Below are 14,977 nucleotides of genomic sequence, written 5' to 3' on the forward strand. Positions count from 1 at the left end.
GCTAAACTAGAAGTCCGTGAGTACTATTTTGTCCAGACTGCATGATTGCCCCAGGTGTCGCCGACTTTCTCGATGAATATGATGTGGTCGTCGTTGGTGGTGGCCACTCGGGCTGTGAGGCGGCCTTAGCCTCGGCGCGCCTGGGCTGTCGCACGCTGATGATTACCCTCAACCTCGACAAAATTGCCTGGCAGCCCTGCAACCCCGCCGTGGGCGGCCCGGCCAAATCGCAGCTCACCCACGAAGTCGATGCTTTAGGGGGCGAAATTGGCAAAATGGCCGATCGCACCTACCTGCAAAAGCGCGTACTCAATAGCTCCCGTGGCCCTGCCGTGTGGGCGCTTCGGGCCCAGACCGATAAGCGCGAATATGCCAACGTGATGAAAACCATCGTCGAAAACCAGGAGAACCTAGTGATTCGCGAGGGCATGGTGACGGATCTGGTGCTCGGTCCCAACGACGAGGTGGTGGGGGTCGAAACCTACTTTGGTGTGGCCTTCAAATGCAAGGCTGTTATTCTCACTACCGGCACCTTTTTGGGCGGCACGATCTGGATCGGTGACAAATCGATGGCAGCAGGCCGGGCCGGAGAATTTGCTGCCACCGGCCTGACTGACACTCTCAACCGCCTCGGGTTTGAAACTGGACGGCTCAAAACTGGCACCCCAGCGCGGGTCGATCGCCGCTCGATCAACTTCGATGTGCTCGAACCCCAGCCCGGCGATGACGACGTGCGCTGGTTTAGCTTTGACCCCGAGGCCTGGGTTGAGCGCGAGCAAATGCCCTGCCACCTCACCCGCACCACTGCCGCCACCCACCGGCTCATTCAAGAAAACCTGCACCTGTCGCCGATCTATGGCGGCTGGGTCGATTCGAAAGGGCCTCGCTACTGCCCCAGCATCGAAGACAAAATTGTGCGCTTTGCCGACAAAGAGAGCCACCAAATTTTTCTGGAGCCCGAGGGCCGCGACATTCCCGAAATCTATGTGCAGGGCTTTTCGACCGGCCTGCCCGAGAAACTTCAGCTGGCCATGCTGCGCACCCTGCCGGGCCTGGAGCAATGCGCCATGCTGCGCCCCGCCTACGCCGTGGAGTATGACTACCTGCCCGCCACCCAGTGCTACCCCACCATGATGACCAAGCGGGTTGAGGGGCTTTTCTGCGCCGGTCAGGTAAATGGCACCACCGGCTATGAAGAGGCTGCTGCCCAAGGCTTTGTGGCCGGGCTCAACGCGGCGCGGCTGGTGCGGGGACAAGAGCTGCTGGTGTTCTCCCGCGAGCAGAGCTATATTGGCACGTTGCTCGACGACCTATGCACCAAGGATCTACGGGAACCCTACCGCATGCTGACGTCGCGCTCAGAATATCGGCTGCTGCTGCGATCGGACAATGCCGACCAGCGCCTGACCCCCTTGGGTCGCGAGATTGGGCTGATTGACGATCGCCGCTGGGAGATCTTTACCCGCAAGTACGACAACATTGCCGCCGAAAAAGAGCGCCTGCACGAAACTCGGGTCAAAGAGCACGATGAGCTGGGCCAGCAAATTGCGGCGGATACTGACCAGCGCATCAAAGGCTCCATTACCTTGGCTGACCTACTGCGCCGTCCGGGGCTGCACTACGGTGACCTAGATCGCTACGGCCTTGGCAACCCGTCTCTGATTCGCGAAGAAAAAGAGGGGGCCGAGATCGACATCAAGTATTCGGGATACATCCAGCGGCAGCAAAACCAGATCGACCAGGTGGCCAAGAGCACTAACCGTAAGCTGCCCGAATCCCTTGACTATATGGCGATCGACACCCTTTCAAAAGAGGCGCGCGAAAAGCTGAATCAGGTCAAACCGCTAACCATTGGTCAGGCCTCGCGCATTGGCGGCGTTAACCCCGCCGACGTCAACGCCCTGCTAGTGTACCTAGAGATTCAGTCGCGGCGTGGTCAGGCGGCCCCGGCGGCAATTCGTTAGAATCAAGCCGATTCTCTCTAGCTGACTCTCTGGGGGCAAACCATGGCCAAGCCAATTCTGATCACCGGAGCTTCTAGCGGCATTGGCTATGAACTGGCTAAAGTGTGCGCGGTCCATAACCACGACCTGGTGCTGGTTGCCCGTCGGGAAGAACCCCTGCTAAAGCTTAAGGATGAGCTACAACAGGCTCACGGTGTGCAGGTGCTCACCTACCGGGGTGACCTCACCGATGCCAATACCCGCCATCAGTTCTATGACTGGACTCAGTTTAAGGGTGTCACCCCCTACGCTTTGGTGAACAACGCCGGGTTTGGGGCGCTGACCGCTTTTGCTGAGGCCGATTGGGACAAGCAAAACGCCATGCTTCAGCTCAACATTGTGGCGCTGACCCACCTGACGCGACTGTATCTGCCTGCCATGATTGCCCAGGGCCAGGGCCGCATTCTCAATGTGGCCTCTACGGCAGCGTTTTTGCCGGGGCCGTATATGGCGGTGTATTACGCCAGCAAGGCCTACGTGCTGTCGTTTACCGATGCGATCGCCACTGAACTCGAGGGTACTGGCGTCACCGCTACCACCCTCTGCCCTGGCCCCACTCAGTCCGAGTTTCAGACACGGGCTGAGATTAAGGACGCCAAGCTATTTGCGAGCAAAACCTTGCCTACTTCAGCGGCAGTCGCCGCCTACGCCTACACAGCCATGGAAAAAGGCCAGCGCATTGCTGTCCACGGTACGAGTAACAAAATGATTTCGCTGGTAACCCGACTACTACCCCGCAAAAATTTGGCCGACGTCACTAAGGGCCTGCAAAAGCCTGCCTAGGTGAAACCCTTGCCCGATATGGATTTGCGATCGCGCTTGGAGGCGCACTTGCAGCAGGTGGTGGGCGATCGCAACCCCTACTTTGCCTCTGCCAACCACTTTTTTGTGCAGCAATACATCCAGCAGGAGTTCTCCCGCTGGGGCCATTTCACCGGTCACACCTTCGAGCATCGAGGTCAACAGCACACCAACTGGGTCTTAAACCTGCCGGGGCGCGATCCTCGTCGTCCGCCTATTCTAGTTGGGGCTCACTACGACTCAGTGCCCGGCTCTCCCGGAGCCGATGACAATGCCACTGGAGTCGCAGTACTGCTGGAGCTAGCCCGCGCCTTTGCCGAGCAGCCAGGCAAGTCTTCCCTACGCCTAGTAGCCTTTGACCTAGAGGAATTAGGCTTTGTGGGTAGCCGCCACTATGCCGCAGCCTTACATCAGCACGGTGAACCTCTGGGACTCATGTTATCTCTTGAAATGCTGGGCTACAGCTGCCACCAGTCCCACTCCCAGAACTATCCACCTGGGTTAGAGCGCATCTACCCTAACCAGGGCAACTACATCGCCCAGATCGGCCCATGGCAAAGCATTCCAACCATGATGAGGCTGTGGTGGGGTTTTCGTGCCGCCGGGTTGCGTAGCCAGTGGCTACCCGTTGTGAACCAGGGAAAGGCTGTGCCCGACACCCGACGCAGCGACCATGTCCCCTTTTGGGACTTGGGCTACCCGGCTATTTTGGTCACCGACACCGCATACCTGCGCAACCCCCATTACCACCAGCCTACCGATACGTTGGAGACGCTGGATCTAGATTTTCTCACCCAGGTTTGTCAGGGGTTAATTTATGGCCTGCGCCGTTTGTGAGGCTTGCTGGTAGTCAAAAGTTGCCTTGAGCACCAGAGCTGGGTCAACCCAAGCTCCGTCATACTTGAGACCCCAGTGCAGGTGTGGGCCAGTAGTGCTGCCGGTCATGCCCACGCGACCAATGCGCTGGCCTGCGGTCACCATTTGCCCCTGGCGAATCTCGATGCCGCCGTCGCGATCGACTAATACCCGGCCGCCTTCTTTTTCAATCACAATGCTGCCCTGCATATGGCAGTAGATGTGAGTCCACGAGCCGGACTGAATGATAGCGGCGGTGCCGCAGGCGGTGTGGTCGTGTACTTCGACTACTTTGCCCTCCCACCAGCTGCGAATATAGCTGCCCATGGGAGCGGCCAGGTCTAGCCCGTAGTGAAAGCGGTGCCCACCCATAGGATGTTGCCGGTAGCCAAAGGGTGACGTGTAGCGCGAAAAATTTTCTAGGGGAAAAGATGATCCCAGCCATGGGTTAGCAGGGGCTGCCTCAGCGGCGATCTGTTCTTCGGCAATTACTTGGGGAGTTGATTGAGTGAGTTCTGTCATCGTGCCAATGCCAACGCTAAGCGCAACAATCCAACCCAAAGCTTGCGCCCTGTCAAAACGACCATCCATAGCTGCAAAAACCGAGTTGCTGGGGCCTGCAATAGTACAATTGCATTCATAAGAATAGTGCAAATGCACTAAATTGCCAAGCTTTTTCTCCAGGGTCACCGGAGGGTTTAGTGGGACGCGACTCTATAGGCCAAGCTAGGGGCGAACTTTGTTGCTCAGCTCTTAATTGAACAAGGCAAACGCTGTTTGCGCATACAGACCTCCCTTGGGTTGAATTAGGGTTGTGGAGTACTGAGTTGAGCTCAATCCGTTGCTCTATTCGTTGCCAGCTTCCAAGGCCAGACTGTTTGTGGGCGGTTCTAGCACCTCTACAATGCCGGTTTCGCCATTTATTCGTACCCACTGGCCGGTGTGCAGCCGTTGGGTGGCGTTGGTTACGTCCATAACGGCGGGGATGCCGTACTCGCGGGCGATGATTGCCCCATGGGAGAGACGACCCCCCACCTCGGCAATCAATCCCTGGGCGCGGGCCAGCAGGGGTGCCCAGCCGGCATCGGTGTAGGGCACCACCAGAATGAAGGGGCCATTGGCGGCAGCTACGGCTTCAAGCTGGGTGACTACCAGCACTGGACCCGCAACGGTGCCAGCACTGGCGCCAATGCCAGTGAGCTTTTGCTGCACGGTAGCAGTCGGCATAAGAGGAAGCTGGCGGCTGGGGGGCTCGTTGCCAAACACTAAGTAGGGCACGGCGGGCATTTTCTTGTCTCGCTCGTACTGGGCTTTGCGATCGCCAACCCACTCCTGCACCGCTCTCCAGTCGGGCGTTCCATTCCCCACCAGCTCCTGAATTTCCTCCAGGGTGAGCAAGAAAATGTCGTCCCGCTCCTGCAAATACCCCTGCGTTTGCCACTGGGTGGCCAGGGCCAGAATGCTCCAGCGCAGCTCGGCCAGCAGCCGGTTGTAGAGGGTGTTCACCTGCCCCTTTAGATCTAGGCGGCGTTGGACGGTGGTGGCTTTGCCTTGGGAGGCAGCAGATTTGGGAGGTGGCGGCTGCCGTACGAACTGGGCTAGCAGTTCACGCACTGGGCCAGGGCTTTCTTGCCAGGTAGCCACGGCAATGTCGGTTCCCACGGGGCTGAGGTAGCCGTATTGCTCAATAAACTGCCCCATAGCCTTGAGCAACGATTCGCCGTCGGTGCTTTCGGCCAAGGCCGTCATCAGCGACGAGCTGTCGGTAATGCGGGCCAGCTCGGGCTTCGAGAGCGTCTGGCGAATGTCTTGGGCGATCGCCCGCAACGCTTCCAAAGCCGCAATCTCGTCATTTTGCATCGGGTTGAGGCTTTCTTCCGGCACCTTGAGCAGGGCGCGGCGCAGGGCAAAGCTAAGCGGACCGAGGATGTTGTAGTAAGTGACCCGCTTCAGCAGGGCGAGAATGGTGTCTACTCGGTCGAGCAATTCCTGGGGCGTGAGGGCATCCCTGGGCGTCTCGGCTAAGGCTTGCAGGGCTGGGGCGAAGCGATCGCGATTCTCCTGGGCAAACTGCTGCTCTAGCTTGAGTTCACGGCGCAGCAGGCGCACCAGACCAGGCATATTTCGCAGCGTAGAGCCGAGGGGAGGGCGGCTAAACTTAGCTCCGCGCGTTAAAAACTCTAGGCTTTCGGCGGGCAGACCCATGCGGCGAAAGATGTCCCCCAGCAGGGTGGCGTTGAAGTAGGCGTGGGCGTGGTGCAGCGTAGCGGTGGCCTCGAAGTCGAGCCCACGGGCGCGATCGCCCAGCACCACCGTAAAAATCTCGCCCCACACGCCGCAGGTCAAAGGCCGATTAATCGACCAGGTCAGCGGGCGAATCGTGCCGGGGATCACCTCGGCGGCGATCTTGCGCGTCCATAGCGGTTGCAGAGTAGTAATCGGGCGACTCTGCAACAGCCACAGCGTTTCCCCATCAAAACTCCACTCAATGTCTTGGGGAACGCCCTGGTAGCGGCTCTCCAGGTGGCGGGCTAGGTAAGCCACCTGCTGAAGCAGCCGCGAGGGGGTCTGGCCCTGGCCCTCAACCGTCAGCGTCAGCGCGTCGGAGAGCTGCCAATCGGCCTCGGCGATCGCCGCTAGGGGAGGCACATCGTCGGGCTGCACCAGCACCCGATACTGTTCGGGCGTCACCTGACCTCCCACCACCTGGTCGGCCCCACCGGGCAGCGCTTCGATCACCACCGCATCGCCGCAGCGGGCAATGGGGTCACGGCTAAAGGCCACTCCCGAAAATTGCCCCTGCACCTGCTGCTGCACGATTACCGCCAGCCCCTGCTCGGGTAAACCCTTGCTCTGCCGATAGGCCTTGGCTTGAGGTGCGCTATAGGACGAGAACACCCGCACGATCGCCGCCGCCAGCGCCTCCTGGTCAGTGATATTCAAAAATGATTCATACACTCCCGCCGCCGAGGCCGTGCCCGTGTCTTCGTCCTGGGCCGAGGAGCGGACGGCGAGGGGCTGGGTGGGGGAGGGCTCCGCGATCGCCAGTAGCGCAGTCGGATCATCCCCGGCGGGCAGCACATAGCCGCGTGGCACCGGGTAACCCCAGGCTGTTAGCTGGCCCAAGGTGGCCGCTTTGTGGCCAAACTTGGTGGGGTCAAGGGCGCGATCGAGGGCAACAAGGGCGCGATCGCCGCGAAAAAACCGAAACATGGTGCGAGACTCCAATCGTCCTTCATCGTCAGGCAAATCGAGATCGTCAGGTAGCTTTTGATAAATCCAGGCGATCAGCCCGCTTAGGCAAGACATCGCCAATACCAGCTCTCCATCTGAGTGGCGCAGAGCGGTGATCAGCGGTAGCAACACCAGCGACAGCAGGCGACCCTGCCGCCGCTCGCGAAAGACAGTAAACCCCAGCCCGCTAAGGATAAACGTTAGCAGTGCCGTCGGCCAGTCGTACGCCGCGACGCCCCACACCACGTTGGTGGTGCCCGCTCCCTTGGCAAACCAGTAGCGACCCATCACTAGCCCAATCAGAGCAATAAGTTCCCACACCGGGTCTGCTGGGAAGTAGTGCCGCGCCAGTAGCACGACCCCAATGCCCTTGGCCGCCTCTAGCAAGACCGCCACAATGCCCGCCACTTTACCACCGTGGTAAAAAGCAGCCGACACGCCGACATTGCCCGTGCCCACTCGCCGCAGCCGTTTCCCCGAAATCAGCCGAGTCGACCACCCCGTGAGGGGCAACCCACCCGCTATCGGAGACAGCACGAAGATTAAAAAGGCACCCCAAACCTGGGTAAGGGTCATAGCCATTGTCGTTGCGGGTTAGATGACATCAGCAAAGGGCCAAGGCGTTGTACTACCCCTTAAACCTTACACCGGGAACCTTAAACCCTCTGTATCTCTGAGCCATTGCAGGGACGTAGCCCTATTCATAGGGCCTAACGTCGTACTGTATGTAGGGCTGCGGCTGGGCAGGCGGCGGTAGGGGCTGCTTTTCGTAATAAAAGTAGGGGTTGGGCGGCATGCGCACCGGATACATCATTGGCTGGGGAGGCTGCGGGTTGCGCCGTTGAAGGTGCATGAGCCACAGGGCAATAACTGCAAAGGCCGTGCCACCCCCCAAGACCAGCAGCATAAACAGACCCAAAATGCCCCACAGCAGCATGGTCTGAGTCTCGTTGCTGCGCGGTATTGACTCAATCAGCCGCACCTGCTGAGAGGTCATCTCCTCTACCGCCGTCTGGTAGGTGTCGAGTTGCTCCATCACCGCTTCGGTTTCGGCCTGCTGGCGCTCAAGCTGAGCCTTGAGGTCATCGGCCAGATTCTCCTGGGCGCGCAGCTCGTCCTGTAAGCTGTTCACCAAATCTTGCTGTCGGTTTAGATCGCGCTCAAAGCGGTCTTGCTGTAAATCTTGGCCAGCAGTGGGTGGCGACGGCACCGGTACAGTCTGAACGTTCAGACTTTCTGCGCTGGGAGGGGGTGGCGGCAGCGACGGCGTTGTCCCTGTGCCGGTTTTGACCAGCAGCGTCAGAATAAACAGCGCACCACCGGCAGCGCAACAGGTGATTAAGATAGGTTTTTCCCTCGTCAATCCCTGCAAGATCTCATTCCCTTGTTGTTGTGGTGTTAGTTAGATTTTCAGGAACGGTCTTAAAGACGATCAAACCCAGCCTAAGGGAAGGGTAACGCAGTGGTAGGTTTCCCAAGAGCGATCTAGTAACCGATCTACTGTGGGAATTGCCAGATATCCTGACTACGGCCTGCTGCATCTCATTAACGGTAAACAAGATGCAGAAAAAATCCGTGATTCCTAGGACCTATACATCAGATCATTATACATCGGCCCAGAATTGGCACAACAAAAACCGGGTTTCTGCCAGGGTAGCCAACAAAAGCTAGCTATTTTGGCCGAAACCCGGCTGGGTGACGATGATTTCTAGTTTTAGGGGCAGTTTAGTTGAACGAGCACTCTACGGTAATTTTCAAGTTGCTCTCTGCGGTGCCTTTAGTAACATAGGGAACGCCTGCCTCTCCGCCGACCTTAAGGCCAAACTCTAGGGTGACTTTTTCGACGTTGGCGGTGGCCATGTCTTTGAAGGCGCTCATGGTGTGACTGGTGTAGGTGCGAATGGTGCCTTCAATGGCCTTGAAGCTCTGAGCTGCCTGAATTTGAACGGCTTGGTTGGCGCTGTTCCATCCCTTAGCGGTGCGGGTAGTTTCGCCAGAGGAGTCGAGGATTGGGGCCGAGTCGGGAGCAACCACGTCGTCGGTGGCTTCCATATAGATCTCGGTGCCATCCTCTAAGCGGATGGGGACCAGTTGAGTCATAGTGCACACTCCGATGGTTAAGATGCGTATCCGATCGCTAGCATTCCCAAAATCCAAGGCTGCTTGCCAACTCTGGGTGATTTTTCTGGGCAGCGCAGCACTCAGCTCAAGGCTGACCGTCTAAAAAGTCGCGAAAGTTAGTCCAGGTAGTTTGGTTCGGGCGATTGTCGTTTAGAGGGGGCGGGGTTTGATAGAGAGCAAAGTTATCTGCAATTTGGCTTCGCAGGGGCTCGGGTAACTGTTGCCACGTGCCTACACGGGTGCCGGCCGCATGCACCACGAGGTCGCCGGGGTGCCCTCCCATTCTCATCCAGGGTAGCCAGGGAGATATGCGATTCCAGCTAACAGCTATATCGTCTATGTCCTGATCTGCTGAGGCCAGTAGTTGCGATCGCCGAGCCGAAAAAGTGAACATTTCCATCGCATGGTAATGGCCACCAACATAGTCTTGATATTCCCCTCCTAACGGATTGGCGTAGAACAAGGGCAATGTCACTGTGAAGAAGAGGAAGTCTGTGTCGCCAAAACTTTGAAACTGAAGGCGTTGCCCAGTGGTGTCGGCCCAAAACGGGGAGGAGTTAACGAGATCATTGGCTACCGGGTATACGGTCGTGGTTTCCCCAGTCCAAGGGTTTTTCCAGGTGTTTAGCAGGGCATTGGTTTCAGGGTCGAGGTAAATCATCACTTCTCGGGTGACTTGCCGAAAGCCCGCAGCGCCGGTTTCAGACGTTAGCGAAGTGCAGGCGCGAGTACTTACACCTTGCACATTAAACAAATGGCAGTCGGCTTCTCCGGGCCGGCGGCTAAAAACCTTGCCTTGCCAGACAAAATATACGGTTTTGCCGTCTTCCACTGAGCAAAGCAGCTTGCGGAATACCTGAAGCGCATCCTCAGGGCGATTGAGGTCGAGCGGGGTGGCGATCGCTGCCCCAGACCCAGTGGTGGCAGCCCAAGGCCCGATCATGACTCCCAACAATTTTGACAGCATGAGCGTTCTCCTCAACGACTGGCAACTGATGGGCCGCTGATGCCGGTTGATAGGTCCGTATGCTTAGCCCAAGGCAGAGATCTCCAACCATATCAAATCAGGCGGTTTGGCTATTACCCTGGTCAAGGTTGTTGATGCGAGCCAGCCACCTGCGATCGCTTAAGTCTGTGACAATAGGTTTCCCGTACCGCAACCGACCACCAAACCCTTTAGTTTTTGTTTATATAAAAGAAGGGAGTCTCGGCCGAGAGGGTGACGATGGCGGATTTGGCAACGGATGCTTACACCAACAATGGTGAGTTTTTATACCTGGCTGAGGATGCTCAGCAGATTTTGAGTATTGCGATCGCCCGTCAAACCGAGTCAGGTGAGCTTTCCCGCGCTCAGCTGCTAGAAATTGCCGATGAATTGGGCATCTCTGCCGACACCATAGCCGCCGCCGAGCGCGAATGGGATGTCAAAAAGTATGAGCTGGCCGACCAAAGGCTATTCGACAGCCAGCGCCGCCAACGGTTTCACCATGGGCTGTCTCAATTCGCCATTTTTGGTGGTTTCTTGCTGCTGTTCTTGGTGCTGACCGGCGGCGTTGGGTTTTGGGGCGGGCTGGTGAAGTTTTTGCTTTATCTCGGAGTTGCCCCCTGGGGTCTTAAGCTCAGCTGGGATGCCTGGCGTATCTACCGCCCTAATGAGTATGGCTACCGCCAGGAATTTCAGCGCTGGCGGCGCAAGCAGCAGATGAAGCGGGTGGTTGGCGGTGCCATGCGGCGACTGCTGGGGCCGTCCTAGCGGCCTGCTAGATATCTCTAGGTTGCAGCCGCGCAGCGAGGCAGCTTAGGCGTGGGTATGGCTCTTGGTGGAAGTTGACGCCTGAACGCGCGATCGCACCCACCCAAACCATTCTTCTAATCCTTCGCCGGTCTTAGCCGAAACGGAAATAATCGTGCAGTGGGGATTCATCTGCCGCACGTTGGCTGCGATCTGCTCGATGTTCACGTCTAGGTAGGGAGCCAAATCTACCTTGGTGATCAGCAAACAGTCGGCCTCTTGAAACATGATCGGATACTTGAGAGGCTTGTCTTCTCCCTCAGTAATGCTCAGCAGGGCGATTTTGGCGTGTTCGCCCACCTCAAATTCGGCGGGGCAGACCAGGTTACCCACGTTTTCGACCAGCACCAGATCGAGGGCATTCGGGTCGTACTGGTGCTCTAGAGTGTGAATGCCACCGGCCACCATCTTGGCGTCCAGATGGCACGATCGCCCCGTATTAATCGCCACTACTGGCACCCCGTACTGGCGCAGGCGATCGGCATCCAGTTCGGTGGTCATGTCGCCTTCGATGACGGCGATCGCCAGCTTTTGGTGCAGCCCTTCCAAGGTGCGTTCCAGCAGCGCGGTCTTGCCTGCCCCTGGGCTGCTCATGATGTTCATGCAGGTGATGCCCCAGGCGTCGAAGTGAGCGCGGTTATGGTCGGCCCCCGCCTGGTTGACGTGGAGCAGATCGATACCAAGGGCAGCGTCAAAGGTTTGGTGCATGGAGGGAACAACTTTGGATTGGGAATTTTGGATATCCGGCTCCCCTCGCCCTCTGGGAGAGGGGCTGGGGGTGAGGGCATAAAAGAATTTTGGATGAGGCTCGGTATTCTATGCCGAGACTTTGGGCGGTGCATTGCTGCGCGTAGGCGAAGCCGCGCCTTAGCGCTATGCCCCCTACGGTTGGGCGATCGCCTCCGCATACTCTACCCGATCGATCTTTAGCTCGCGCCCCGAGCGAATATCGCCCATCGGCGCCTTGCAGGTGGGGCAGGCGTATTGCAAACCAATTTCAGGCCGATATTCACTCTGGCAGTCGTGACAAAAGGCCACCAGCGGCGTTTCGTTAATTACCAGCTCGGCCCCGTCTAGAAAGGTGCCCTTGGTCTGCACCTCGAAGGCAAACTGCAGGCCCACCGGCTCCACACAGGTGAATTTGCCCACGGTCAGGTGAACTTTTTCGATCGCGGGCTGCCCAGGCTGCACCTCCCACCAGTCGCGCACGGTAAGAATCAGGGCCTTGGTCATGTCTGTTTCATGCATGGCAGGAAAGTAAAAAGTGAGCAGATGAGGAAGACGGGGAGGTCAGGAGGTGGGGAGGGCTGCTTTCTTTCACCTCACCATCCTCGCCACCTCATCCTCCGTACCTAATGAACTCTTGACGCTAGAGCTAGTTCACTTACTGCCAGGGTTCATCCACACTCATGTTCGCTTCCTCATGGATGTAAGACGGCTTCTCGCGACGGGGCAGCTGACCCGACTTCACCAGGTGGGCCATGGTGTCGCAGATGACGCGGGTGGCCATTAGTGCCGTCATGTCGCTGACATCGTAGGGGGGCGAGACTTCCACCACTTCGATGCCGCAGACGGTGGTCTCTTGAATAATGCGCTTGAGCAGGTAGAGGGCTTCGCGGGGCAGCAGGCCACCGGGTTCGGGCCAGCCGGTGCCGGGCACAAAGCCCGCGTCAATGCAGTCGATGTCGAAGCTAATCCAAACGCAGTCGGTGCCGTCGGTGGCGCGGGCGATCGCAAAATCGGCAGCGGCGTCGAGGCCCATTTCGGTAATGTCGGTAACGGTGAGGATGTTGGTGGCTCGCTCGCGGCACACCTTCACCCCCTGCCGGGGCACCTGCCAGCCGCCAATACCCATCTGCACCAGGTTTTTGGCTGGAGCATTGGCCATGTTAGTGGCGTGGAACCAGGGGCAGGTGTGCATGCGCTCATCCAGGTCGGTCTCCTGGGTGTCAACGTGGCGATCGAAGTGGATGATGCCGACTTTCTTATCGCCCAGGTGGCGGCAGATGCCCCGCACCGTAGGGAAGCCAATAGAGTGGTCGCCCCCCAGCAAAATTGGGAACGCCCCCGAGGCAAACACGTGGGCCACGCCCTTAGAAATCTGGTCAAAGGATTTTTCGTTGTTGGCCGGAATGGTAAACACATCGCCCACGTCGCAGAGGGTGATACTCTCGCGCAGGTCAATCCCCATCTCAAAGTTGTAGGGGGTATAGAGGGCTGAAATGCGGCGAATGCCCTGGGGGCCAAAGCGGGTCCCGGGGCGGTAGGTGGTGCCCGAGTCGTGGGGAATGCCGACGATCGCCACGTCGAATTCCCCAACACGGCGCACATCTTCTATGTAGGGTGCTTTCAGAAAGGTGTTGATGCCCGCGTAGTGGGGCAGCTCGCCGCGAGAGAAGGTGGGAATGGTGCGATCGCGAATGCTCGCCGCTGCCTCTAGGCCATACTCTAGCCCCTGGGAAACTTCCTGCTGCCAGCCCGTCATGGGTAGGCGGGCTTCCATCTCTAGGGCACGCTGGGCCTCGGTCGAGTTGCCGTTCGGGCTTTGAAATACAGGATCATTGGATGGGTCGGTGGTCATCGGAACGCCTCGCAGGATTGCACTGAGCACTACACTAAACGCGATTCCCAGGGTGGGTATAGTAAAGCCCAGGAAAACCACGGAAGTTGAATGGTTCAACTCCTAGAATTCTCCCGGGCTTTTGTCCCGCCGTGTAGTTAGCGATGGCCCTTTAGGGGCCGGTCTTTGACCATCACCAACCTGCCTCTCTCGGACCAGGCGTTTGACCCATTAGCCAAACCGGAACCCTAGAGACATAAATTTTTCATGCAGATACTCTAAGCCCAGAACTCGCTCGGGTCAAGGCTGAGGCGACACAGCATCTTGGGTAGCGTCTGAAGGAGCCGCTGAGCCGTGGCGGGGGCGAAATAGGTGGGTGTGGTCGGGGTTGTAAAGGCGTGACCTGACCTTCTGCCCTCGCAGCGCTGGGCTAATTATATATAGCGTGGTGCGAATCAAGTCTTTTTCGCGGGTGGTTTTGGCCATCTCTGACAGGGGCACCACTAGAAGCTGCTCATCGGGCCAGCCGATGCGAAAGCAGATGGCCACTGGGGTATCTGACTCGTAGTGCTGCAAAAGTTGTGCCTGAGATTCTTCCACATGGCGAGCGCTGAGGTAGAGGCACAGACTAGTCTTGTGGGCTGCTAGGGAAGCTAAATCTTCCGCTTCCGGCACCTGGGTGCGCCCGCTGATGCGGGTGAGAATGATCGACTGTACCAGTCCCGGAATCGTCAGTTCGGCATTGAGCTTCGCCGCTGCCGCCTGGTAGGCGCTAATGCCCGGCACCACCTCAAAGGGCACCTCTGCTTCCGCCAGCGCCTGAATTTGCTCGTGAATGGCGCTGTAGAGGCTGGGATCGCCCGATTGCAGTCGAATCACCGACTTTCCCGCCTGCACTCGCTCTACCATCAGCGGCAAAATACTCTCTAGGGTCATAGTGGCAGTGCCGATGCGCTCGGCGTCGGGACGGGTCCACTCTAAAATTTGCTGGGGCACCAGAGAGTTGGCGTAGAGAATCACATCTGCCTGGCTCAGCAGTCGCTGGGCCTTAACCGTCAATAGCTCCGGGTCGCCCGGCCCGGCCCCGACGATGTACACTCCCGGCGCTAGGGCCGCCCCTGCAGCAGGGGCATGGGCGGGAAAATCTTCGATTCTAGAGGAGGTCACAGGGCTAGCCATAGGGCAAACGTCAACAATTCACACAGCCATTGGATCATAGCCACTTTGTTTCAAGTAACCGTGAACTCTAGGTATTTCCCCGGGATTTAGCGATCGCTCTAGGAGATTGGAGCGGTAGATGCACCCTGATTCGGACCCCTGAGGATAGCTAACTCAGGGGTCTTTTTGTCTTGGGGATGAGAGCTATTCCCTCGTTGCTGCACCCTAGAACCAGGAACTTAATGCCTCTCGATGGGCTTGTTGCTGACTGTGGGGCCGCGACAGCGCCGGAGTGAACTTAGATTTCTGTGTTTAGGAATCGCTTTGAATTGGCTCACGTTACAGCCGAGTCGGTGGCCCGAGCGGAGTTGAGCAGCGGTGCACCAATGCCCAGCGCCACCCGGGGTGACCCACTTTAGCCGCTCACAGAAATAGTGCGGGTTTGCGCTAATC

Annotated in this window: 13 protein-coding genes and 1 riboswitch; of the genes, 4 read left to right on the forward strand and 9 right to left on the reverse strand. The window is 58.1% G+C overall.

Translation table 11 applies throughout. From position 1 onward, the window contains the following. The first annotated feature begins 41 nt into the window (after window positions 1-41). Genes mnmG through H6F59_RS03990 form a run of 3 tightly spaced genes read left to right on the forward strand, consistent with a single transcriptional unit; the run spans window position 42 to window position 3,641 of the window. Window positions 42-1,964 carry a tRNA uridine-5-carboxymethylaminomethyl(34) synthesis enzyme MnmG gene (mnmG, locus tag H6F59_RS03980; RefSeq protein ID WP_190695410.1) on the forward strand — a complete coding sequence of 641 codons (1,923 nt, stop codon included), beginning with the start codon at window positions 42-44 and terminating at the stop codon, window positions 1,962-1,964. A gap of 42 nt (window positions 1,965-2,006) precedes the next feature. Next, on the forward strand, window positions 2,007-2,786 hold the full coding sequence (locus H6F59_RS03985; RefSeq protein WP_190695414.1) for an SDR family oxidoreductase: 780 nt from the start codon (window positions 2,007-2,009) through the stop codon (window positions 2,784-2,786). Window positions 2,787-2,804: 18 nt separating this feature from the next. After that, complete coding sequence (locus H6F59_RS03990) at window positions 2,805-3,641, forward strand: M28 family peptidase (RefSeq protein WP_190697135.1); 837 nt, start codon at window positions 2,805-2,807, stop codon at window positions 3,639-3,641. On the opposite strand, the gene H6F59_RS03995 is transcribed toward H6F59_RS03990, so the two are convergent. From H6F59_RS03995 to H6F59_RS04015, 5 genes are all read right to left on the reverse strand, one after another. After that, window positions 3,615-4,250, reverse strand: coding sequence for a M23 family metallopeptidase (locus tag H6F59_RS03995; protein ID WP_190695417.1), 636 nt, complete (start codon window positions 4,248-4,250; stop codon window positions 3,615-3,617). The two genes, H6F59_RS03990 and H6F59_RS03995, sit on opposite strands and share 27 nt — an antisense overlap. Before the next feature lie 255 nt (window positions 4,251-4,505). Continuing rightward, window positions 4,506-7,469 carry a glycerol-3-phosphate acyltransferase gene (locus tag H6F59_RS04000; protein WP_190697138.1) on the reverse strand — a complete coding sequence of 988 codons (2,964 nt, stop codon included), beginning with the start codon at window positions 7,467-7,469 and terminating at the stop codon, window positions 4,506-4,508. Between the two features lie 121 nt (window positions 7,470-7,590). After that, complete coding sequence (locus H6F59_RS04005) at window positions 7,591-8,265, reverse strand: hypothetical protein (RefSeq protein ID WP_190695421.1); 675 nt, start codon at window positions 8,263-8,265, stop codon at window positions 7,591-7,593. Between the two features lie 353 nt (window positions 8,266-8,618). Then, window positions 8,619-8,993 (reverse strand): CU044_2847 family protein, encoded by a 375-nt coding sequence (locus H6F59_RS04010; RefSeq protein ID WP_190695424.1) that lies wholly within the window; start codon window positions 8,991-8,993, stop codon window positions 8,619-8,621. 106 nt (window positions 8,994-9,099) lie between these two features. Continuing rightward, complete coding sequence (locus H6F59_RS04015) at window positions 9,100-9,981, reverse strand: DUF1838 family protein (protein ID WP_190695427.1); 882 nt, start codon at window positions 9,979-9,981, stop codon at window positions 9,100-9,102. 258 nt (window positions 9,982-10,239) lie between these two features. Between H6F59_RS04015 and H6F59_RS04020 the strand changes: the two genes are divergently transcribed. Next, window positions 10,240-10,767 carry a 2TM domain-containing protein gene (locus H6F59_RS04020; RefSeq protein ID WP_190695430.1) on the forward strand — a complete coding sequence of 176 codons (528 nt, stop codon included), beginning with the start codon at window positions 10,240-10,242 and terminating at the stop codon, window positions 10,765-10,767. A gap of 45 nt (window positions 10,768-10,812) precedes the next feature. Here the strand turns inward: H6F59_RS04020 and hypB are convergent, their stop codons facing one another. The 4 genes from hypB to cobM all read right to left on the reverse strand — a co-directional run bounded on the left by hypB (window position 10,813) and on the right by cobM (window position 14,545). After that, window positions 10,813-11,514 (reverse strand): hydrogenase nickel incorporation protein HypB, encoded by a 702-nt coding sequence (hypB, locus tag H6F59_RS04025; protein WP_190695433.1) that lies wholly within the window; start codon window positions 11,512-11,514, stop codon window positions 10,813-10,815. Window positions 11,515-11,688: 174 nt separating this feature from the next. Beyond that, window positions 11,689-12,054 (reverse strand): hydrogenase maturation nickel metallochaperone HypA, encoded by a 366-nt coding sequence (gene hypA, locus H6F59_RS04030; protein WP_190695436.1) that lies wholly within the window; start codon window positions 12,052-12,054, stop codon window positions 11,689-11,691. 136 nt (window positions 12,055-12,190) lie between these two features. Next, a complete protein-coding gene (locus H6F59_RS04035; protein WP_190521725.1) occupies window positions 12,191-13,387 on the reverse strand; it encodes an agmatinase family protein in 1,197 nt (398 codons plus the stop codon). Window positions 13,388-13,495: 108 nt separating this feature from the next. Beyond that, a riboswitch (guanidine-I (ykkC/yxkD leader) is annotated at window positions 13,496-13,629 on the reverse strand. A gap of 37 nt (window positions 13,630-13,666) precedes the next feature. Then, entirely contained in the window at window positions 13,667-14,545 is an 879-nt protein-coding gene (cobM, locus tag H6F59_RS04040) for a precorrin-4 C(11)-methyltransferase (protein ID WP_199325603.1), read from the reverse strand. Window positions 14,546-14,977 lie beyond the last annotated feature (432 nt).

It is taken from the genome of Nodosilinea sp. FACHB-141 (genome assembly GCF_014696135.1).
Taxonomy (GTDB): Bacteria; Cyanobacteriota; Cyanobacteriia; order Phormidesmidales; family Phormidesmidaceae; genus Nodosilinea.